Source organism: Paenibacillus ehimensis NBRC 15659, from assembly GCF_004000785.1.
Lineage (GTDB): Bacteria > Bacillota > Bacilli > Paenibacillales > NBRC-103111 > Paenibacillus_G > Paenibacillus_G ehimensis.
The window spans coordinates 46,917-69,112 of record NZ_BILX01000034.1; the positions used below are offsets into that span (position 1 = coordinate 46,917).

The window sequence follows — 22,196 nt, forward strand, 5'->3', positions numbered from 1 at the left end:
ATTTATTGCTGCTCGATCGCGATGTATTCGGCAATTTGAACGGCGTTCCAAGCCGCTCCCTTCAGCAGGTTGTCGGATACGATCCACAGATTGAGGGCTCTCGGGTTGCTAAGATCGCGGCGAATACGGCCGACGAACGTTTCCAGCTTACCTGCGGCTTCCGTAGCCAGCGGATACAGCTGTTCGGCAGCGTTATCCTGCACCACGATCCCCGGGGCATCCGCCAGCAGGCGTTTCACCTCTTCGATATCGAAATCTTGCTTAAGCTCGACATAAACCGATTCGGAATGGCCGTAAACGACCGGAATCCGCACGCAAGTCGCGGTAACTTCCAGCGTGTCGTCACCCATAATTTTTTTTGTTTCGTTGATCATTTTCATTTCTTCATAAGTAAAGCCATTTTCCACAAATTTGTCGATTTGCGGAATAGCGTTGAATGCGATTTGATGCTTGACCGGCAAAGAGCCTACCGGCAAAATTTGCGGCTCCACAACATTTCCTTCCAGGACTTCGCGGGACTGGCGGAGCATCTCGTTAATCGCGCTGGCGCCGGCGCCGGATACGGCTTGGTAAGTGGAAACGATGATGCGGGAAATGCCGAAACGGTCGTATAGCGGCTTCAACGTCTGCACCATTTGAATCGTAGAGCAGTTCGGGTTGGCAATGACGCCTTTGTGGTCGCTGACTTTGTCGATATTTACCTCAGGTACGACAAGCGGCGTTTCCGGGTCCATCCGGAACGCGCTGGTATTGTCGATACATACGGTTCCGTGCTTGATCGCTTCCGGAACCAGCGCCCGGCTGACGTCGCCTCCTGCGCTGAACAGGGCGATGTCCACGCCTTTAAAGCTGTCCGGCGTTGCTTCTTCAATCGTCACTTCACGGCCTTTGAACTGAAGTTTCTTGCCTGCCGACCGGGCCGAGGACAAGAGCTTCAGCTCTTGAATGGGGAAATTCCGTTCAGTCAGCAAACGGAGGATCTGTTCTCCTACGGCACCTGTCGCGCCTACTACTGCGACGTTAAACAACTTTTGATTCGACATGTATTGTCCTCTCCCCTAAAGATAAATGATGAAAAATGCAGGATCAGTAATTAAACCGTTCAATCAGCATCGGCTGCAGCTGCTTGCCCTGAAGGGCCGCTTCGCAAGCTTCCATGATCAAATCCATACGCGCCACAAGCGAATTCGGCTTGACCGTCGGCGCATCCTGGCCGAACGGGACGAAATAAATGTTTTTGGTAATCAGAAGCTTACCGATGTTCGTCGCGTTCAGTCCCAATCCGTCATTTGTCGAAATCGCCAGCACGAGCGGTCTCCCGTTGCGCATCTGCGCTTTGGCCGCCATCAGCACGGGACTTTCCGTCATGGCGTTGGCAAGCTTGCTCGTCGTATTCCCGGTACAGGGGGCAATAACCATTATGTCGAGGAGTTTCGAAGGACCGAGCGGTTCTGCATCTACAATTGAAGAAATAATATCATTTCCTGTGATCTCTTTCAACTCTTTTTGCCAATTTGCCGAGGTGCCGAAACGCGTGTCCGTGGTCATGATCGTATTGGATACGATGGGCACGACTTTGGCCCCGGCATCGACAAAGCGCCGGATTTGCGGCATCGTTTCGGCAAACGTGCAGTGAGAGCCGGTCAACGCGAAGCCCACCGTCAATTGATCCCAGTTCATTCCCCGTTCCTCCTTCGTCTTGCGTCCTCCATGATGATGCGGGTCAGCGTATCGGCAATGATGCGCCCGGCCGTCTTCGGGGCGACAATCCCGGGCAGCCCCGGCGCGAGCATCGCCTTGACACCGCGTTTTTCGGCATAGCGGAAATCGGTTCCGCCCGGCCTGGATGCAAGATCGATAATAATGGCGCGATGCGGGATATTGGCGATGACTTGGGCGGTGACCACCATGGCCGGGATGGTGTTGAACAGCAAATCCACTTGGGATACGTGGGAAATCAGCTCTTGCGTATAAAAGGGGTTCATTCCCATCTCGATCGCACGGGCGTAATATTCAGGCTTGTTCACGCCCACCCTGACCTTCGCGCCCATGCCTTGCAGCGTGCGGGCGAGCGTCGCTCCGGTTCTTCCGAAGCCCAGCACCATCGATTCCGAACCGTGAATGGTAATATCCGTGTTCTGAATCGCCATCATCACCGCGCCTTCGGCTGTCGGAATGGAGTTGTAAATCGCCACATCGTCACGGTCGAACAATTCGATCAGCCCGATGCCTTCGTTCGAGCATAATTCGCGTAAGTAAGGTTTGGCCATGCCCGTAAAAATGATGGCATGTTTCGGCAGAGCAGCTATATGTTCATGGGTAAGTCGCAATTCTTTGGATGAAAACAGACTGTCCACATTTCCTTGATCGTCCGTCCCAACAGCAGGCAAAATGACGGCATCCACAGCCTGAAGCGCTTCGGGCGTCAATTCTGCCTTGGTGATCCCGCTTGAACCGTTCTGCAAATTATCAAAGCCGAACAAGACGACGGATGCGTCGAGTTCGGAGCATTTATGAATCACCTCGAGCTGCCTGGCATCGCCGCCGATCAACGCTACTTGAATCCCGGTCAGCATTCATTCTCACCTCTTTCCATGTCGCTCTCGATAAATCATCTTATGCGACAGCCCAGAGATGGGTTCCAGCAGATCAAGTCCCCAATCGCCAGCGGCTGGGCATCCTTCGGCGGCCAACAAAAAAGCGCTCTTCCGTCAGGCCGAATTGCCGGCCTGCGGAAAAACGCTTAGCTTGTCAGTCTACCTTATTTTGTTCCCGTGTGCCCGAACCCACCCGCACCGCGTGCCGTCTCGTCCAGCTCGTTTACCTCGGTCAGCGTAATGAGCGGCACCGTTTGGAACACCATTTGCGCAATACGCTCGTTACGGTTGATGGTAAACGTTTCTTTGCCGTGATTGATCAGCAGCACCTTGACTTCGCCGCGGTAATCGGCATCGATCGTGCCCGGGGTATTTAAGGATGTGATCCCGTGTTTAAAAGCAAGTCCGCTTCGCGGACGGATTTGGGCTTCCAGCCCTGCCGGCATGGCAAGCGCAAATCCGGTCGGAATGAGCGCCCGTTCGCCCGGCCCGAGGTCGACCGGCTCGCTTACGGCCGCGTACAAGTCAAAGCCGCTGGCCAGCTCAGACATTTTTTGCGGCAGCGCGATGTCCTCGTTCCCCGGCAGCCGTTTAATGAACACTTCGATTCGTTCAGACAAGCTGATCCCTCCTAAATCCGGCGATGGCATCATTCGTCTGCCCGACCATAGCCAGCGCAAACGGTACGGACAGCAGCTCCGACGTCAGCGCTTGAACATGCTCCATCTCCACGCTTTCGATCCGTTGGATCATTTCATCCAGATTGTAATGTCGGCCAAGCATCAGCTCGTTCTTCCCGATCCGGTTCATCCGGCTGCTCGTGCTTTCCAGGCTCAAAATCAAGCTGCCCTTCATCTGTTCCTTGCCCTTCTTCAGCTCCGTCGGGGTCAATCCCTTCTCCTTGATGTCGGCCAGCAGCTCAAGCGTCACCTTAAGCACTTCTTCGGTCTGCTTAGGCGCCGTACCGGTATAGACGGTAAACAGACCGCCATCCTGGTAGGAAGAATGATAGGAATATACCGAGTAGGCCAGCCCGCGTTTCTCGCGGATTTCCTGGAATAACCGGGAGCTCATGCCGCCGCCGATCGCATTGTTCAGCAGGATCATCGCATACAGCCGGTCGTCCTTCGCAGCTAACCCGGGCAGCGATAAGCAGATATGATTTTGCTCGGTTTTCTTCTGATGGTACTCGGAGCCGCTCCGGAATGCCAAAGGCTCAAGCGGAGCCTGCGAGCCCGCATTCGCGAAGCTGCCAAAATGCTTCTCGATCAACCCGACGACATCGTCGTTGATGTTGCCGGCGATGCTGATGACCGTATTGGCAATCGTATACTGCGACTTCATATACTCCTTGAGCGTATCGGAGGTCATTGCCGCCAGATTGCTTTGCGTGCCGATGATGGTACGTCCAAGCGAATGCCCGCCGAAAGCGGCCCGGGCAATAAGATCGTGCACCATATCGTCGGGGGTATCTTCATACATCGCTATTTCTTCGTAGATTACATTTTTTTCCTTTTCCAATTCCGTCTCATCGAATAACGAACCGAAAAACATGTCGGAGAGCACTTCCACCGCAAGCGGCAGATGCTCGTCCAGCACCTTGCAATAATAGCATGTATACTCCTTGGAGGTGAAGGCGTTCACGTTGCCTCCGATGCCGTCGAAAATTTCGGCGATATCTTTGGCGGAGTATTTTTCCGTTCCCTTAAAGAGCATATGCTCGATAAAATGCGAAATGCCGTTGTTCGTCTCATGTTCGCTGCGCGATCCGGTTTTGACCCAGATGCCGAAAGCAACGGAGCGGCACGTCGGAATTTTCTCGATGACGAGCCGCAGTCCGTTGGTAAGTGTGTATTTGTCCAAACGCTTTAAGCCTCCTCGGTACGGCGAAGTCTTGATTCCCTGCATAGGTATAACATTCTGATATTACCATTATTGTCCGGCGGACTCAACCTCCGGAACCCGAGCGGGCGAGATTACCTCGCTCACGGTGCCCAAAGACAGCCCTTTGGCCCGAATTGCGCGAATGATGCCCGGCAGCGCGGCGCTGCTCGAAGACGTGGGATGCATCAGGATCAGCGAGCCCGGCTCGATCCGGGTAGCGATTTTATGCACGATGGAAGACGGCTCCGGCTTCTTCCAATCCAACGTATCGATCGTCCACAGAATGGTGCGCAGGTTCATCTCATGCGCGACGTCTACGGTCATTTGATTGTAGTCGCCCGATGGCGGGGCAAACAGACGGTTCTGCGCGCCCAATTCCTGCTTCAGCATCGTCTCGGTCTTGCTGATTTCGGCAGCGGTTTGCGTGCGGCTCAGCTTGCTCATGTCCCGGTGAGAGTAAGCATGATTGGAGACCTCATGTCCTTCCCCCATAATTTTGCGGGCGGTCGGAATATTCTTTCGCAGCCACATCCCGTCGAAAAAAAAGGTCGCATGCACCTGCTCCTTGCGCAGAACGTCCAGCATCCGCGGCAAATACTCGTCGCCCCACGCCACATTGATCATGAGAGCCGCCATCGGCTTCGCCGGATTGCCTTTGTAGATGGGATTCGGTCCGAGCTGATCCAGATCGATCTGAGGCGGCACCTCGCGGAACACAAGCTGCGGCGTTTCCGGAAACGACTGCTGCTCCGCCAGCTCTAACGACTTCTCCACATCGACCTCAAGCCCGTTATATCCCGGTATCGCTTTCCAGACGCGGTCGATCTTGGCATCCACCGGCGGTATATTGCGCTTCGCCGCCTCGGCCTTGATTCTCTCAAGCATTCTGGCACGGCGCTCTCCCCCTTCGTCATGCCATGCCCTAAGCGAAAGCAGAGAAGACCGCGTCCGTACATCGTCTGCAGCCCATTCGGTGCCGTTCTTTTCTCGCGCATGCTGCACGAACCGATCGACCTCCGGAGAAAACTGCAGGCCGAGCAGCAGCGCTCCAAAGCATAATGACGCAGCTAACCATTGTTTGCGTTTCATGCCCATTCTCCTGTCCACACCTGTTTGTCCCCATCTTATGCCCTGCAGGACAGGTTTAGACCAACGTATAGGGAGCGCCGCGGCTGGAATCCGGAATTTCGGGCAAACAAAAAAGAGACAGACTGCTCTGGCTCTTTCTGCATGCTCGCTTGAACACTCAAGCGTTAAATTAGGTTTGGGCCGGAACTTGCGCCGTCAATACCGCTTTACGCGACAAATTGACGCGGCCTTGGTTGTCGATCTCCGTTACTTTCACGGTAATCGCATCGCCGATCTTGACGACATCCTCAACCTTGCCTACCCGCTCGGTCGACAACTGGGAGATGTGCACCAAGCCTTCCTTGCCCGGTAAAATTTCGACGAAAGCGCCGAACTTTTCGATCCGCTTCACCGTGCCGAGATACGTTTCCCCGACGATCACTTCGCGGACGATGCCTTCGATGATTTGACGCGCTTTTTCGTTCATCTCGCTGTTGGACGAAGCGATGTAGACGCGGCCATCCTGCTCGATGTCGATTTTCACGCCGGTTTCTTCGATGATCTTGTTGATGATTTTGCCGCCCGCTCCGATGACATCGCGGATTTTGTCCGGGTTGATTTGCATCGTGACGATTTTCGGCGCATAAGGCGACAGGTCCGATTTCGGCTGCGAAATACGCTCCAGCATTTTGTTCAAAATGTGCATGCGGCCTTTTTTCGCCTGTTCCAACGCATCCGTCAAAATCGCCCGATCGATGCCGTCGATTTTAATATCCATCTGCAGCGCGGTGACGCCTTTGGCGGTACCGGCCACTTTGAAGTCCATATCTCCGAGATGGTCTTCCATCCCTTGGATGTCCGTCAAGATCGAGTAATGCTCCCCGTCCTTGATCAGCCCCATGGCTACGCCCGCTACCGGAGCTTTGATCGGAACGCCTGCATCCATCATCGCCAGCGTGCTCGCGCAAATGCTCGCCTGCGAGGTCGAGCCGTTCGATTCCAGCACCTCGGAAACCAGACGGATCGTATACGGGAAGTCGGCTTCGGAAGGAATCACCGGCTCCAGCGCGCGTTCGCCGAGCGCCCCGTGTCCGATTTCGCGCCGTCCCGGCGCACGCAGCGGTCGGGCTTCGCCTACGCTGAACGGCGGGAAATTGTAGTGATGCATAAACCGCTTCGATTCTTCCAGGTCAAGACCATCGAGAATTTGCACATCGCCGAGCGCTCCAAGCGTACAGACGCTGAGCGCCTGCGTTTGGCCGCGGGTAAACAAGCCGGAGCCGTGCGTACGCGGCAGCAGGTTGATATCGCATTCGATCGGTCTGATTTCATCGAGTCCGCGACCGTCCGGGCGAACTTTATCATGCGTAATCAAGCGGCGCACTTCTTCTTTCACGATATCGTACAGCGTTTCTTTGACGTCGGCCATTTTCTCCGGCGTTTCGGCGTAGACCGCGGCAAAATGCTCCTTCGCTTCGTTGTTGATCGCGTCGATCGCATCTTGTCTCGCATGCTTCTCCGGAATTTTGACCGCTTCGACCAGTCGCGCTTGGGCGAACTCGCGAACCGCTTGATTCACTTCGCTATCGACGCTGTGAAGCTTGACTTCCATTTTCGGCTTGCCGACTTCCTGCACGAATTGCTCCTGAACGGCAACGATTTTGCGGATTTCGTCATGACCGAACATGATCGCTTCCAGCATCACTTCCTCCGGCACTTCTTCCGCACCGGCTTCGACCATCATGATGGCATCCTTCGTGCCTGCCACGACGAGGTGAATGTCGCTTTTTTCCGACTGCTCGACGGTCGGGTTAATGACGAACTGCCCGTCCACCCGTCCGACAATGACGCCGCCAACCGGACCGTTAAACGGTACGTCCGAAATGCTGAGCGCTGCGGAGGTTCCGATCATTGCCGCAATTTCCGGCGCGCATTCCTGATCCACGCTCATGACGATCGCAACGATCTGCACGTCATTGCGGAACCCTTCCGGAAACAACGGACGAATCGGACGGTCCGTCAAGCGGCTGGACAAAATCGCTTTTTCGCTGGGACGCCCTTCCCTTTTAATAAAGCCTCCGGGGATTTTGCCAACCGAATAAAGACGCTCCTCATAGTTTACGGTTAGAGGGAAAAAATCCAAATCTTTCGGCTCGGCAGAAGCCGTTACCGTACATAGCACGACGGTTTCGCCGTAGCGCGCAACGACAGCGCCGTTCGCCTGCTTCGCCAGACGCCCGGTTTCCAGAATCAACGGACGTCCGCCGAGATCCATCTGCACTTGCTTCTCCATATTCAACCTCCTCAATTTTCGTTCAAAGCTTCTGAAATTCCATGTCCGGAATTCGTTATGTAGGGATCATTCGACCGAAGGTCTTCCTTAACCATTCTGCATATCAGTCAGTATTTCCTTCTTTTTATGAAAATAGTAACTCAAAAATGCAGCTTATGCCTGCGGCAACGATCAGTCCTGACCGAACAAATTGCCAAGTTAAGGCTATCCCGATATTTTAAAAAAGCAACCCCGCAGCCCGTGCATCCGTACGCCAGGCGTTCCGGCGTGCACAAAGGACAAACGTGGTTGCTTTAGTTGTAAGGCTGAATTAACGGCGCAGACCGAGTTTTTCGATCAAAGCGCTGTAACGTTTGACGTCTTTGTTTTTCAAGTACGTCAGAAGCTTACGGCGTTGGCCGACCATTTTGAGCAGACCGCGACGAGAATGATGATCTTTCTTGTGCGTCTTCAAGTGGTTCGTCAGGTTCACGATGTTTTCCGTAAGAATTGCAACTTGCACTTCTGGAGATCCAGTGTCGCTTTCATGCGTTTTGTGCGTTTGGATCAGTTCCTGCTTGCGTTCTTGTGTCAATGCCATGATTGAGTCACCTCCGAAAATAATAAGTATATCCCCTATGGCCCAGAGACCGATGGAGTACTCGATTCTCCATGCCAAGGTTCATGCGATGTCCTGATTTCCTCATGCAAAAGCATGTTGAATCGACAACGTTTCATAGTATACCATAGTTTGTTTATAAAAGTAAAATAAAATTACGAGTTTTGTACCGTATTCCGAGCCGCAAGGATCGAACGCGCCTGATCCGCATCCTGACCGATCTGGGAAATCAGCTCTTGAACCGAAGCGAATCTCCGTTCTTCGCGAATAAAAGCGAGCAGTTCCACCTGCACGTTCTCTCCATAGATCGTTTCGTGAAAATCGAACAAATGCGCCTCCAGCGCGGGCTGCGTCAGTCCGGTGACGAAGGTAGGCTTCACCCCGACATTCATGACCCCGCCTACTTTGCGGCCCCCGACAGTGACCTGTACGGCGTAGACGCCATTGGCCGGAATGACGTAAGGCTGGCTTACCTCAAGATTCGCGGTCGGGAAACCGATGGTACGGCCCCGCCCGTCTCCGTGTACGACCGTCCCTTCCAGCCGGTAAGGCCGGGCAAGCAGCGCATTCGCTTCGGCAATATCGCCGCGCAGCAAGCATTCGCGAATCAAAGTGCTGCTTACCTTCTCTCCGTTCCTGTGAAACGGACGAACCACCTCGACCGCAAATCTCCCCTTGGCCAAATCGCACAGCGTATCCGGGGTCCCTGCGCCCTTGTAGCCGAAGGTGAAGTCAAATCCGACGAAAACCGTACTGACCTTCATCGGCACAAGCATGTGCTCGACAAACTGTTCGGGCGTGACGCGCATAAACGATTCGCTGAAGTTCACGACATAGGTCGCGTCGACCTGAAGCTGCCGCAGCAATTCCTGCTTCGCCGCGAGCGGCGTGAGCAGCCTGGTGTATTTGTCCATCCCAAGCACTTGTCTGGGATGCGGATGAAACGTCATGATGGCAGCCGGCTGTTGAAGCTCGGCCCCGCGCTCGACCGCCCTCTGAATCACTTCCCGGTGACCGAGGTGAACGCCGTCGAAATCTCCGATCGCCAGCACCTTGGCGGAATCGTCCGGACGGCCGTCCTGCGGCAGCGGATACGATAGCTGTACCGTTTCCATGGATGTATCCTTCACCTACATTTCTTTGGTGCGTTTACCGCTCAAGCTCAAGAAAATATTTTGACCGGCAGCAGCAAGCCCGGTTCCGAATCCCAGTCAAAAAGACCGATTAACGCGCCCGTTTCTTCCGTGAAGCAAGCGACCGCCCGCTCGCCGGTGGACGAAAAGGCGTTTAATGCCGCCTTCTGCCCTTCGCTGGCGCGAATTTTTTGACCCTGCAGCGCTTTCTGTGCTTGAACGGAAGAAAGCCGGACGGACGGCAAATGGGCAACCGCCTGCTCCATCGGAATCAAACGCTCGGCGAGCTCTCCGCGTTGGTGGAGAGCTTCGATCTGCTCAAGCGTCAGGCAGCGTTCCAGCCCGATATGTCCGGTCGAGACTCGCACCAACTCCCCCATTACGGCAGGAACGCCGAGAGCTTGTCCGATATCCGCACACAGCGTGCGGATGTACGTTCCCTTGGAGCAGTCGACGCGAAACTTGACCTGCGGATAATCTCCCGACCAGTCCGTCTCCAGCACTTCGATGCCGTAAATGGTGACGGTTCGGGACTTCCGCTCCACTTGAACGCCCTGCCGGGCCAGCTCATACAATCGTTTGCCGTCCACCTTGACGGCGGAATACATCGGCGGCACCTGTTCAATGTTGCCGACAAAGCGTAAGGCCGCCGCGGTCACTTGCTCCGGCGTCAACCGTTCTCCAAGACGCTCCACCCGCTCCAGCACTTCCCCCGACAAGTCCTCCGTATCGGTGGAAAGTCCCAAGAGCAGAGTCGCTTCGTACGCTTTCGGCAGCTCTTGGATGTACTCGACAAGCCGGGTCGCCCTGCCGATGCAAAGCGGCAGGACGCCTGTCACTTGGGGATCGAGCGTTCCCGTGTGACCGATCCGCTTGATTCTTACGATGCGGCGCACTTTAGCCACCACATCGTGTGAAGTAAAGCCTTTCGGCTTCCAAACGGGCAAAATGCCTTCCAATTCCGTTGTCATGCGAGCGCCATCCCTACTTCCCGAACGACTCGTTCGACCGCTTCGGACATCGCACCGCGAATCGTGCAACCGGCCGCCTTGACATGCCCGCCGCCTCCGAATTTTTGGGCAATTGCCGCCACATCGGCCAACCCTCCGGACCGGAAGCTGACTTTAATAATTCCGGGCTCTTTTTCCTTAAACAGCATGCCGACCTCAACCCCTTCGACATTGCGGGCATAGTTGACGAGTCCGTCCATATCGTCGCTGGATGCATCGGTAGCGGACAAATCGTCCAAGGTGACGGACAGCCAGGCAACCTTGTTTTCATGGGCAAAGGACAACGTATTGAGGCTTCGCTTCAGCAAGGATACCTGACCGAGAGTCATCGTTTCGAGCAGCCTTTCGGCAAGCTCGTGCCCCTTCACACCGCGCGCCAGCATATCTGCCGCAATCTGCATCACTTTGGGCGTCGTATTCGAATAACGGAAGCCTCCCGTATCGGTAAGCAAACCGGTGTAAATACAATTGTTCAGCTCCGGGGTGAACTCCAGATTCAGCTCCCGTGCCAGATCGTACAGCACTTCCACGGTAGCCGCGGCATCGGCACGCACAAGATTAACGGTTCCGAAACCGTCGTTGGTCGCATGATGATCGATGTTCAGCAGCTTCCGCTCCGGCTCGAAGCATTCGCTCACGGAGCCGATTCGTGCGAAATCCGCACAATCGACTGAGATCACCGCCGCGAACTTGCGTTCGGGCGGAGCTTTCTCGAACTCGATGACCTCATGAGGCCCGGCCATGTACATGAACTTCTCCGGGATCGGGCCTTCGTTGATCAGTGTGAACCGTTTATTTAACGACTGCAGCATCCAGGCAACCGCAAACGTGGACCCGGCGGCGTCGCCGTCGGGCTGCACGTGGGCAACGACCAGAAAATCATCCTGCTCGCGGATAAACCCGGCCGCCGCTTGAAGCTGTACGGCATATTCCGCTGCCGTCATGCTTCCGCGTTCCCCTCGTTAATTTGGTGAAGGAGCGTTTCGATCTTGCTGCCGTAATCAATCGAGGCGTCGAACTTAAACAGCAGTTCCGGAATTTTGCGCATCCGAATTCGTTTGCCGAGCTCGGAACGGATAAATCCGGTACCGCGGGCGAGTGCCTTCAGCGTTTCTTCCTTTTGTTCGTCGCTGCCAAGCACGCTCAAGAATACTTTGGCTTGGGAAAAATCATTCGTCACATCGACGCCGGTCACGGTAATAAAACCGATGCGCGGGTCTTTCAGTTCGGATTGAATGATCTGGCTTAATTCCTTCTTGATTTGTTCCCCGACTCTGCCCACGCGAATTTTTGCCATAGCGGATCACCTCTCTACAGTTTCCATAACGAAGGCTTCAATCGTGTCTCCCTCTTTAAGATCATTAAAACGCTCCAAAGATATACCGCATTCGTAGCCTTGCGCCACTTCTTTCGCATCATCCTTGAATCGTTTCAGCGATTCGATCTTGCCTTCGAATACGACGATTCCGCTGCGGACAATCCGCACCTCGGCGGAACGGACGATTTTGCCGTCCGTTACCATGCAGCCCGCAATTGTGCCGACCTTGGACACTTTAAAGATGTTGCGGACTTCGGCATGCCCGATAACGACTTCTTTATATTCCGGATCGAGAAGCCCTTTCATTGCTTGCTCGATTTCTTCCATGACCTTGTAAATGATGCTGTGCAGACGGATATCGACTTTTTCCTGCTCGGCGGTATTTTTCGCTTGCGGCTCCGGACGGACGTTAAAGCCGATAACGATCGCATTGGAAGCCGAAGCCAAAATGACATCCGACTCGGTAATAGCTCCGACGCCGCTATGCAAAATTTTAACGCGAGCGCCTTCGACGTCGATTTTCTCCAAGGAGCCTTTGAGGGCCTCGGCAGAACCTTGAACGTCCGCTTTAATGATAACGTTAAGATCTTTGACTTCGCCTTCTTTAATCTGTTTGTACAGATCGTCCAGCGTAACGCGGGCATTCGCACCCATTTCGGATTGACGCAGCGTGATGGCGCGCTTCTCGGCGATATCTCTCGCTTTACGCTCGTCCTCAAAGACCAGGAATGGGTCGCCGGCCTGAGGCACTTCGGTCAAACCGGTAATTTCCACCGGCGTCGAAGGCCCGGCTTCTTTCAGCTTGCGTCCTTTATCGTTCATCATAGCCCGCACACGTCCGAAGCAGACGCCTGCTACGAAGCTGTCGCCCACTTTGAGCGTACCGTGCTGGATCAAGACACGCGCCACCGGCCCTTTGCCCTTGTCCAGCTCGGCCTCGATGACCGTGCCTCTGGCACGCTTGTTCGGATTGGCTTTAAGCTCCTGTACTTCGGCTACGAGCAGAATCATGTCGAGCAGATTTTCCAGCCCGATTCCTTGCTTCGCGGAAATGTTGCAGAAAATCGTGTCGCCGCCCCACTCTTCGGGAACAAGCTCGTATTCGGTCAATTCTTGCTTGACCCGGTCCGGGTTCGCATCCGGCTTATCGATTTTATTGACCGCAACGATAATCGGCACTTTCGCCGCCTTGGCGTGGCTGATGGCCTCTACCGTTTGCGGCATGACGCCGTCATCGGCCGCAACCACGATAATGGTAATATCCGTCACCTGTGCGCCGCGGGCACGCATGGACGTAAACGCTTCGTGACCCGGCGTATCGAGGAACGTAATCTTTTTGTTGTGAGTTTCTACTTGATAAGCGCCGATATGCTGCGTAATACCGCCGGCTTCGCCTTCGGTCACGCTTGTCTTGCGGATCGCATCAAGCAGAGTCGTTTTTCCGTGGTCAACGTGACCCATGATCGTAACGACCGGAGGACGCTCCATCAGATCCGCTTCGTCATCCTGCTCTTCGAATTGTTCGAATTTGTCTTCCTCGACCGGAATCTTCAATTCGACCTCAACGCCGTATTCGGATGCAAGCAGTTGGATCGCATCCAGATCAAGCTCCTGATTGATGGTTGCCATCACGCCGAGGAACAGAAGCTTCTTAATCACTTCGGAAGCGTCCTTATGCAGCGCTTTGGCCGTCTCGCCCACGGTCATCGTTCCGCGCACGATAATTTTCTTTGGCGTATTGTCGATCTTCGGTTTCGGCGGCTCCTGATTTCTGCCGCCCCGGCCTTGAGCTTTCCCGCGGTTTTGTTGGCCCTTGCCGCCGCGGTTATCTTCAAAGCGTTTATTATGGTTCGGTTTCGATTTCTTTGCGCCTCTGTTGGATGCCGAATCGTCCAAATCTACGCCGACGGCCGTTGCCGCCGGTTTCGGAGGAATGGACGCCTGCCGGTTGCCGCCGCGGTCGTTATTGCGCTGCTCGAAGCCGCCGCCTCTGCGTTGATCCGGCCGCTGGCCCTGCTGGCCTCCGCCTTGACCTCCACGGTTGCCGCCTTGGCCCCCTTGACCCTGACCTTGACCGCCGCGATTGCCGCCGCCTTGGCCTCCTTGACCCTGGCCTTGACCGCCACGATAACCGCCGCCTTGGCCTCCTTGACCTTGGCCTTGACCGCCGCGATAACCGCCGCCTTGGCCTCCTTGACCCTGGCCTTGACCGCCGCGATAGCCGCCTTGACCTCCACGATTGCCGCCGCCTTGGCCTCCTTGGCCGCCGCGATTGCGATCATGTCCTTGGCGATCCCCTTGGCGGGACTGGCCTTGGCCTTGACGGCCTTCGCCGCCCTGACCCTGCGGCCTGTTTTGTCCCTGACCGTTATTTTGCTTAGGTGAAGCTGATTGTACTTGCGCCGTTTGCGGGCGTTGTTCCGGTTTCGGCTGCGCCGCTACGGTTTGTTGCTTGGACTCCGGACGATTCGACGGCTTATCCCCTGTTTTGGCTCCGCCCTCGCCCCGTTTTGCTGCTGCATTGGCTTTAACGTCTCTGAAAAATTTCTCTACACTCGACACCGCATCATTCTCCATTACGCTCATATGATTGTTGACCGGAATATCCAGTCTTTTTAAAATTGTGATGATCTCTTTGCTGCTCATATTTAAAGATTTGGCATATTCGTACACTCTGAGTTTGTCTTTATTGTTGTCTTGTTTGGTCAATACCGTCCACCTCCGTACGATCTAACTGCTTCAACAACATCCGCGCAAATCCCGCATCGTTTACCCCAATGACGACTCGCGCTTCTTTACCGATACTGGCTCCAAGCTGATCCCGACGGCCGTACTGATGGATAGGAACTTGATAATAAATGCACTTATCGTTCACTTTCTTGAAGGTGCCTGCGGAAGCGTCCTCGGCCACGATCACAAGCTTCGTTTCGCCGCTTCGGACCGATTCGATCACCATGTCTTCACCGGTAACCAGCTTTCCCGCCCGCATGGCGAGCCCCAGATTCGAGAAAAATTTGTCGCTATTCTTGTTCATCATCCACCGCGTCTTTTCCGGCAATAAATTCGTCTTCCACCTTAATAAAATCCTGCTCGAGAGCGTCGTAAATATCCGGACTGACCGACGATTTCAGTGCGCGATCCAGCGCACGCGATTTCTTGGCCAGCTTGAAGCAGGATAGTTTACCGCACAAATAGGCGCCGCGTCCGGCTTTTTTTCCCGTCAAATCGATGAGCAGTTCATCATTCGGCGTTTTCACCACGCGGATTAGTTCTTTCTTAGGCATCATCTGCTGGCAGGCTACGCATTTACGCAGAGGTATTTTTCTTTGTTTCATCGGATCATCCCCCTCCCGCATGGCCGTCAGACCGATGGCTGCGAATTAATCGATACTGACGGAATCCTGGTGCATTTCTTCAGCATAGGTCTTCGGTCGGCCGTACTCCTGCTCGGCTTGCGTCTCGCTCTTAATGTCGATCTTCCAGCCGGTCAGTTTGGCGGCCAGCCGCGCATTCTGCCCTTTAATGCCGATGGCAAGCGACAGCTGATAGTCCGGCACGATGACCCGGGCCATTTTCTCGGCTTCAAACACTTGCACCTCCAGCACCTTGGACGGGCTAAGCGCGTTGGCGACATACTCCTCTACACTTTCCATCCAACGGACGATGTCGATTTTTTCGCCCTTCAGCTCGCCGACGATCGTTTGCACGCGCATGCCCTTCGGCCCGACGCAGGAACCGACCGGATCAACTTCCGGATTGCGGGAGTATACGGCGATCTTGGAACGGAAGCCGGCCTCCCGGGCAACCGAGCGAATTTCGACGACGCCTTGGAAAATTTCCGGAACCTCCAGCTCGAACAACCGTTTCAGCAGCCCCGGGTGCGTACGCGACAAAATGATCTGCGGCCCCTTGGTCGTGTTTTCGACCTTGGTAATGTACGCTTTAATGCGGTCCCCGTGCTTGAATTTGTCGGTAGGCATCAGCTCGTTCAGCGGCATGACCGCTTCGATTTTGCCCAGATCGATATATAGATTGCGCGTGTCTTGACGCTGCACGATGCCGTTGACGATGTCTTCCTCTTTATCGACATAGGCATTGTAGATCAGCCCGCGCTCCGCTTCGCGGATCCGCTGTGTGACGACCTGCTTCGCAGTCTGAGCTGCGATGCGGCCGAAATCGCGCGGAGTGACTTCGATCTCGACGATGTCGTTCAGTTGGTAATTTTGGTTCATTTCTCTTGCCGCGAATAGCGAAATTTCCAGCCGCGGATCAAGCACGTCGTCGACGACCGTTTTGCGGGCGTATACTTTAATGAGTCCCGTGTGGCGGTTGATGTCCACGCGCACATTTTGCGCGGTGTTGAAATTGCGCTTATAGCTCGAAATCAGCGCTGCCTCAATCGCGTCGATCAGCACGTCTTTGGCGATGCCTTTCTCCTTTTCGATTTCGTTTAACGCCTCGATAAAATCCATGTTCATTTGAATGGAGTTCCCCCTCTCATAAAATACGAGCCGCCCGACGCTTTGGCAGATCGAGCCTAGAATTTGATGGCGAGCCTGGCGCCGGCCACTTTGTCAACCGGAATTTCGTGCTTCTTCTTGCCGATCTCGACAACGACCGTTTGCTCGTCGTACGATACGAGCGTGCCTTCGAATTCCTTCAAACCGTTGACCGGTTCGTACGTCGTCACGAAGACATGCTCGCCAATCGCTTTGCGGTAGTCCTGAGGCTTCTTGAGCGGACGCTCCGCCCCCGGCGAAGAAACTTCCAGAAAGTAAGCCGATTCGATCGGGTCTTTCTCGTCCAGCTTGGCGCTCAGGTATTCGCTGATGCGGCCGCAATCATCGATATCGATGCCGCCTTCCTTATCCACATATACCCGCAAAAACCAGTTGCCGCCTTCTTTCACATATTCAATGTCGACCAGCTCAAATCCGTTTTCGTCCAAAAAGGGGCGAACCAGCTCTTCCACAGTGGATTTGATGTTTGTGCTCAAACGTGCGTTCCTCCTTCGTCTGGTAAAAAAGCGATTGAAAGTTGATTGGACGTTTAAAAGGTAAATTCGTTAAAGCGCGTTTTGTCAGAGCTTCGTTGGGTGTGGGCTGCCGGGAAATCGCGATTGGCTAATGCTCAGACACGTTTTGCCCCGATCCTTCGATTTTGCCTGGTAGAGGAAAGGATCGGGACAAAAAACTCACAATCCTATACCCCTAAATCCAAAGGCTGTTCAATCCACCGTCTTCACTCCACGTCTGGCCAGCTTCAACGGCTGACCGTTTAGCGCTTATTTGCGCCGAACCAACGCTTCACTCGCTTTGGGGCCTTATACAAAATGTAAAGAGTGGGTTTCCCCACTCTTTGGTCACGAGATATTACATTGCTACCGAAGAAGATTATACCATAAGTGCAGAGATCATGCAATAAGGCGTAAAAAGGCGCCTGAGGAAGCAAGAAAGACTTCTTCGGAAGTTCTAAAACAGCGAAAGCTGATTCGTCTCCGGAAGGCCGCGGAAGCAGCCCATGCCGCCAAGAATTTCGACGATCGTCTTCGACGCCTTGCTTCGGGTCTGAAAGTCCTCAATCGATAAGAAAGGTCCGTCGTTTTTGGCGGCCGCGATGTTCTTCGCCGCGTTCTCCCCGATCCCCGCAACGGCGGAAAACGGCGGAATGAGCGAATCGTCTTCGATAAGAAACTTTGTCGCGTCCGATTTGTACAAATCGATCGGTTTGAACGAAAAGCCGCGGGCCGTCATCTCCAGCGCCATTTCCAGAATGGAGATCATGCTCTTCTCCTTCGGCGTTGCCTGAAACCCTTTTTCCTCAATTTCGATCAGCTTGCGCAAAATCGCGTCATAGCCCTGGCACAGCAGCTCGATCTCGAAATCCTGCGCGCGGACGGAAAAATAAGTCGCATAGTAAGCAATAGGGTAATAAAGCTTAAAGTAAGCGGTGCGCACCGCGGAAATAACGTAAGCGGAAGCATGCGCCTTCGGGAACATGTACTCAATCTTTTCACATGAATCGATGTACCACTGAGGAACGTTATGCTTCTTCATATCTTCTTTCCACTCGTCGGTGAGCCCTTTCCCCTTCCGCACGCTCTCGGTGATTTTAAACGCCAGTCCCGCGTCCATACCCGCTTTGTAGATCAAATACAGCATGATATCGTCGCGGCACCCGATCACCGTCTTAATCGTGCAGATGCCTTTTCGGATCAGTTCCTGCGCATTGCCGAGCCAAACGCCGGTTCCGTGGGAGAGACCCGAAATTTGCAGCAAGTCCGCAAAGCTGGACGGCTTGGCTTCCTCAAGCATCTGACGTACGAACTTCGTTCCCATCTCCGGCACCCCGTACGTCGCCACCGGCGTCCGGATCTGCTCCGGCGTCACGCCGAGCGCATCCACGGAGTTGAACATGCTCATGACTTTCGGGTCGTTCATCGGAATCGTCGTCGGGTCGACGCCGGTCAAATCCTGCAGCATCCGCATCATCGTCGGATCATCGTGCCCCAGAATATCGAGCTTCAGCAGGTTGGCATCGAAGGCGTGGTAATCGAAGTGCGTCGTTTTCCACTCGGCGCTCGTATCGTCGGCCGGATATTGCACCGGAGTGATATCGTCGACATCGATGTAATCCGGTACGACTACGATCCCGCCGGGATGCTGGCCGGTGCTTCGCTTCACGCCCGTGCAGCCGGAAGCCAGCCGGTTCAGCTCCGCGCCGCGCCACTTTTTGCCATGCTCTTCTTCATATTTCTTTACGAAGCCGAATGCCGTTTTTTCCGCAACCGTACCGATCGTACCCGCCCGGAATACATTTTTCTCACCAAACAGCACCTTGGTGTAGTTATGCGCATGCGGTTGGTATTCGCCGGAGAAATTCAAGTCGATATCGGGAACCTTGTCCCCTTTGAAGCCGAGGAACGTTTCGAACGGAATGTCCTGGCCTTCCCCTTTCAGCTTTTCCCCGCAGTTCGGGCAATTTTTGTCCGGCAGGTCGAAGCCGCTGGGGATCGATCCGTCGAGAATCCATTCGCTGTGCTTGCACGATTTGCAAATGTAATGCGGCGGCAGCGGATTCACCTCGGAAATGCCGAGGAACGTCGCTACGACCGAGGAGCCGACCGAGCCCCGCGAACCGACGAGATAGCCGTCGGCGTTCGACTTCTTGACGAGCCGCTCGGAGATCAGATAGTTGGCCGAGAAGCCGTATTTGATAATCGGCACCAACTCCTTCTCCAGACGCGCTACGATAACCTCCGGCAGCGGGTCCCCGTAAATCTGCTTGGCCGTATCGTAGCAGGTATTGCGGATTTCTTCGTCCGCCCCTTCGATAACCGGCGTGAACAGCTTGGTCGGAAACAGCTCCAATTCCTCGAACCGGTCGGCAAGCTCCGACGTATTTTTCACGACGACCTCGTAAGCCGTTTCTTTCCCCAGATATTCAAACTCTGCCAGCATTTCCTTCGTTGTGCGGAGGTGGACATCCGGCTTGCGGATATCCTTAAGCGGGCTGAATCCGGTAATCCCGTGAATGGTGATGTCACGGTATATTTTTTCCCGCGGATGCAGATAATGCACGTTGCCCGTCGCAATAACAGGCTTGCCGAGCTTGCGGCCGATTTCGACAATTTTGCGATTGGCATCCTCCAGCTGTGCAGGACTGCCGACCAAGCCTTTGTCCACCAAATGCATATTGACGCCAATCGGCTGAATTTCGAGCACGTCGTAAAATTCTGCGACCATTTCCGCTTCTTCGGTCGATTTGTTCAGTACCGTTTCGAAGAACTCGCCCTTTTCACAACCCGAAGCGATAATCAAGCCTTCGCGCATTTCCTGCAGCTTGCTCTTCGGAATGCAGGCAACCCGGTGAAAATACTCCGTGTGCGAAAGAGACACGAGGCTGAACAGATTTTTTTTGCCGACCATATCTTTGGCGTAAATGCAGCAATGAAACGGCCGCTGCGTTTTGAGGTTTTTGCCGACCTCGTCGTTCAGCCGGTCAAGCTGCGTATATCCGCGGTCCCCGGCTTCTTTCAGCAGGTGAAACAGCACGTGTCCGAGCGCGATCGAGTCGTCGATTGCCCGGTGATGGTTGTCCAAGCTGACTTTAAACTTGTCCGCGAGCGTGTTCAGCCGGTGATTTTTCAGCGACGGGAACAACAGGCGGGCAAGCTCCAGCGTATCCAACACGGGATTGGTCACTTCCGGCAAACCAAGCCGTTTGCAGTTCGCTTGAATGAACCCGATATCGAATCGCGCATTGTGCGCTACCAGAACGCTGTCTCCTACGAATTCGATAAACTTGGGCAGCATCTCCTCCAGTTCGGGCGCCCCTTTGACCATATCGTCCGTAATGTTGGTGAGCTGCTGAATGTTATAGGGAATACGCTCATGCGGATCGATGAACGTGGCGAAACGGTCGATTTCTTTACCGTCCTTCATACGGACGCCGGCAAGCTCGATAATTTTGTTGCTGGTAACGGACAACCCCGTGGTCTCAATATCGAAAATCACATATTCCGCATCGGTAAGGTTCATATCCGTCGGATTCATCACGACCTGTACGGAATCGTCAACGACGTTGGCTTCCAGACCGTAGATGACCTTGATCCCGTTTTTCTTCGCGGCCTTATACGCCTCCGGGAAGGATTGAATACCGCTGTGGTCGGTGACTGCAATCGCTTTGTGGCCCCATTTGGCTGCGGTTTTGATGTATTGGTCGACCGGCGTAATTCCGTCCATTGTCGACATGGAAGTATGAAGGTGAAACTCCACCCGCTTCTCTTCCGCATCGTCCTTCCGGTCCGGCGGGGCGACGATTTCATTGACGTCGGATGGAATCATCACGAGCTCGGGGATTTGCATAAACCGGTCGTACTCGACCCTGCCGCGCAGCTTCAGCCACTTGCCGTTCGTGATCAGGCTGTAAATTTTAACGTCTTCCTTCGTTTTCGCAAACGCCTTGACCATGATAGAGTCCGAGAAGTCCGTAATGTTGAACATGAACAGCGTACTGCCGTTCTTAAGCTCTTTCGTATCCAAGCCGAAAACCGTACCCTGTACCGTAACCTTCTTCTCTTCGTCCCTGACGTCCTGCAGCGGAACGGCCGGATCCTTAATGTCGTAGCCGATCATCAGCTTCAGCTCCGCATCCTGCTGCGACTCCGCTTCGTTCTCCGCCTCCACGGCGGTCAGAATATTGATCGTCACTTCTTTTTCTTCCTGCTCGATCTGCTTCGAGAACTTCTCCAGTTCTTCTTCCCGCGAATCGCTGACCGCATACTTCACATGAAAATCGACGCCGAAAAAGCCGCTGAAATATCGTTGAATCAGTCCGCCGATATTTTTTTTCTTAGCTAATTCCAAGCCGATCGTGTCCAGCAAATAAAGCGTAAGCACGTTCCCGTTCGCTTCAATTTTGGCCTTGGTCATCCAGCCGTTAATCGAGGCCGCTTCCCGCTGCACCCATTCGAGAAACATGCTCCAGTATTCGTGAGCCACTTCTTCCGGCTTCACATCCGGTGTGTACTGGAGCACGAAACGAATGGCAGCGATATGCGAGAATTTGTCCCGGATCATTTTGCAGAAGGAACGGTAAATATCCTGCGGCACCACTTGAGTTTTGACGATATGAAACGTCCATTCCCTGTTTTTGCGGCTCGTTTCCACTTTATCGATATATCCGTCCGAAAAAAAAGACCCAACCACGTCCGCCGGTACATTGGCCTGCTGCATCAACATTTCAAAGCGGTCCCGTTTCAGCGCCGTGCTGTCATTGCTCATGGTGCTCCTCCCCCCGTAAAACGATGAAAGGGGCAAAAGGAGTGTTGCTTTCCCGTTGCCCCTTATGTAAAAGGTTAGGCGTTTGTTTTAGAATTAGCAGCCATCTTCCGTAACTGCCGCGTCGGAAAAGTATTACTACTTCACCGCTGCCCTCCCCCACAAACTGAAGATTACGCTTGGAAGCAAAATCCGAGTACTTTGCGGGGACCCCCAATTTCAAGTTGCCGTATCTGATAAAAACCTGCAAGGAAGCAACTTGATTTCAAAGGCGGCCGTTTCACTTTCCGTGGCAACACTTTTCCTGAGGCCCTTTGAAGAAATAAGCAACTTAAACAACTCTAAAAACAAACACCTAATTACATGGCGTTAGTAAAAATAATGTTTAGTAAGATTTGCCGAAGACGACGGTGTGCTTGGCGTCTTCGCCGCAGACGAGGCATTTTGGCTTGGATACGCCCGGCTCGAACGGAATGTTGCGGCTCGTGGCGCCGGTCTCTTCTTTAACCTGCG

19 protein-coding genes are annotated in these 22,196 nt (G+C 54.1%); all 19 read right to left on the bottom strand.

Annotated elements, in window-relative coordinates; all coding sequences use genetic code 11:
* Nucleotides 1–2: 2 nt before the first annotated feature.
* Entirely contained in the window at nucleotides 3–1,043 is a 1,041-nt protein-coding gene (locus PEH01S_RS19720) for an aspartate-semialdehyde dehydrogenase (RefSeq protein ID WP_127487563.1), read from the bottom strand.
* A 43-nt stretch (nucleotides 1,044–1,086) separates the two neighbouring features.
* Nucleotides 1,087–1,680 carry a dipicolinate synthase subunit B gene (locus PEH01S_RS19725; RefSeq protein WP_127487565.1) on the bottom strand — a complete coding sequence of 198 codons (594 nt, stop codon included), beginning with the start codon at nucleotides 1,678–1,680 and terminating at the stop codon, nucleotides 1,087–1,089.
* The gene (gene dpsA / locus PEH01S_RS19730; protein WP_025850702.1) at nucleotides 1,677–2,576 is read right to left on the bottom strand and encodes a dipicolinate synthase subunit DpsA; all 900 of its coding nucleotides are present in this window, start codon (nucleotides 2,574–2,576) and stop codon (nucleotides 1,677–1,679) included. The genes PEH01S_RS19725 and dpsA overlap by 4 nt, the downstream gene beginning before the upstream one ends.
* A gap of 185 nt (nucleotides 2,577–2,761) precedes the next feature.
* Complete coding sequence (gene dut, locus PEH01S_RS19735) at nucleotides 2,762–3,217, bottom strand: dUTP diphosphatase (RefSeq protein WP_025850703.1); 456 nt, start codon at nucleotides 3,215–3,217, stop codon at nucleotides 2,762–2,764.
* Complete coding sequence (locus PEH01S_RS19740) at nucleotides 3,210–4,460, bottom strand: M16 family metallopeptidase (protein WP_025850704.1); 1,251 nt, start codon at nucleotides 4,458–4,460, stop codon at nucleotides 3,210–3,212. The genes dut and PEH01S_RS19740 overlap by 8 nt, the downstream gene beginning before the upstream one ends.
* A gap of 69 nt (nucleotides 4,461–4,529) precedes the next feature.
* Complete coding sequence (locus PEH01S_RS19745; RefSeq protein WP_127487567.1) at nucleotides 4,530–5,570, bottom strand: polysaccharide deacetylase family protein; 1,041 nt, start codon at nucleotides 5,568–5,570, stop codon at nucleotides 4,530–4,532.
* 169 nt (nucleotides 5,571–5,739) lie between these two features.
* Nucleotides 5,740–7,842, bottom strand: a complete 2,103-nt coding sequence (gene pnp / locus PEH01S_RS19750) for a polyribonucleotide nucleotidyltransferase (protein WP_127487570.1) — start codon at nucleotides 7,840–7,842, stop codon at nucleotides 5,740–5,742.
* Between the two features lie 310 nt (nucleotides 7,843–8,152).
* Nucleotides 8,153–8,422: a 30S ribosomal protein S15 gene (gene rpsO / locus PEH01S_RS19755; protein ID WP_025850707.1), complete on the bottom strand. Its 270-nt coding sequence runs from the start codon at nucleotides 8,420–8,422 to the stop codon at nucleotides 8,153–8,155.
* Between the two features lie 173 nt (nucleotides 8,423–8,595).
* On the bottom strand, nucleotides 8,596–9,555 hold the full coding sequence (locus tag PEH01S_RS19760; protein WP_127487572.1) for a bifunctional riboflavin kinase/FAD synthetase: 960 nt from the start codon (nucleotides 9,553–9,555) through the stop codon (nucleotides 8,596–8,598).
* Nucleotides 9,556–9,602: 47 nt separating this feature from the next.
* A complete protein-coding gene (gene truB / locus PEH01S_RS19765; RefSeq protein ID WP_127487574.1) occupies nucleotides 9,603–10,544 on the bottom strand; it encodes a tRNA pseudouridine(55) synthase TruB in 942 nt (313 codons plus the stop codon).
* Nucleotides 10,541–11,527, bottom strand: coding sequence for a DHH family phosphoesterase (locus PEH01S_RS19770; protein ID WP_025850710.1), 987 nt, complete (start codon nucleotides 11,525–11,527; stop codon nucleotides 10,541–10,543). Before PEH01S_RS19770 ends, truB begins: the two co-directional genes overlap by 4 nt.
* A complete protein-coding gene (rbfA, locus tag PEH01S_RS19775; protein WP_025850711.1) occupies nucleotides 11,524–11,880 on the bottom strand; it encodes a 30S ribosome-binding factor RbfA in 357 nt (118 codons plus the stop codon). Before rbfA ends, PEH01S_RS19770 begins: the two co-directional genes overlap by 4 nt.
* 6 nt (nucleotides 11,881–11,886) lie before the next feature.
* Entirely contained in the window at nucleotides 11,887–14,610 is a 2,724-nt protein-coding gene (infB, locus tag PEH01S_RS19780; RefSeq protein WP_127487576.1) for a translation initiation factor IF-2, read from the bottom strand.
* A complete protein-coding gene (locus PEH01S_RS19785; protein WP_025850713.1) occupies nucleotides 14,588–14,935 on the bottom strand; it encodes a YlxQ family RNA-binding protein in 348 nt (115 codons plus the stop codon). Before PEH01S_RS19785 ends, infB begins: the two co-directional genes overlap by 23 nt.
* Nucleotides 14,922–15,236 (bottom strand): RNase P modulator RnpM, encoded by a 315-nt coding sequence (gene rnpM, locus PEH01S_RS19790; protein WP_010491249.1) that lies wholly within the window; start codon nucleotides 15,234–15,236, stop codon nucleotides 14,922–14,924. The genes PEH01S_RS19785 and rnpM overlap by 14 nt, the downstream gene beginning before the upstream one ends.
* 45 nt (nucleotides 15,237–15,281) lie before the next feature.
* On the bottom strand, nucleotides 15,282–16,379 hold the full coding sequence (nusA, locus tag PEH01S_RS19795) for a transcription termination factor NusA (RefSeq protein WP_025850714.1): 1,098 nt from the start codon (nucleotides 16,377–16,379) through the stop codon (nucleotides 15,282–15,284).
* A gap of 59 nt (nucleotides 16,380–16,438) precedes the next feature.
* Nucleotides 16,439–16,897, bottom strand: coding sequence for a ribosome maturation factor RimP (gene rimP / locus PEH01S_RS19800; RefSeq protein ID WP_010491251.1), 459 nt, complete (start codon nucleotides 16,895–16,897; stop codon nucleotides 16,439–16,441).
* Nucleotides 16,898–17,372: 475 nt separating this feature from the next.
* The gene (locus PEH01S_RS19805; protein WP_127487578.1) at nucleotides 17,373–21,686 is read right to left on the bottom strand and encodes a PolC-type DNA polymerase III; all 4,314 of its coding nucleotides are present in this window, start codon (nucleotides 21,684–21,686) and stop codon (nucleotides 17,373–17,375) included.
* A 382-nt stretch (nucleotides 21,687–22,068) separates the two neighbouring features.
* A partial coding sequence (locus PEH01S_RS19810) for a hypothetical protein (protein WP_164827946.1) occupies nucleotides 22,069–22,196 on the bottom strand: 128 nt, incomplete at its 5' end.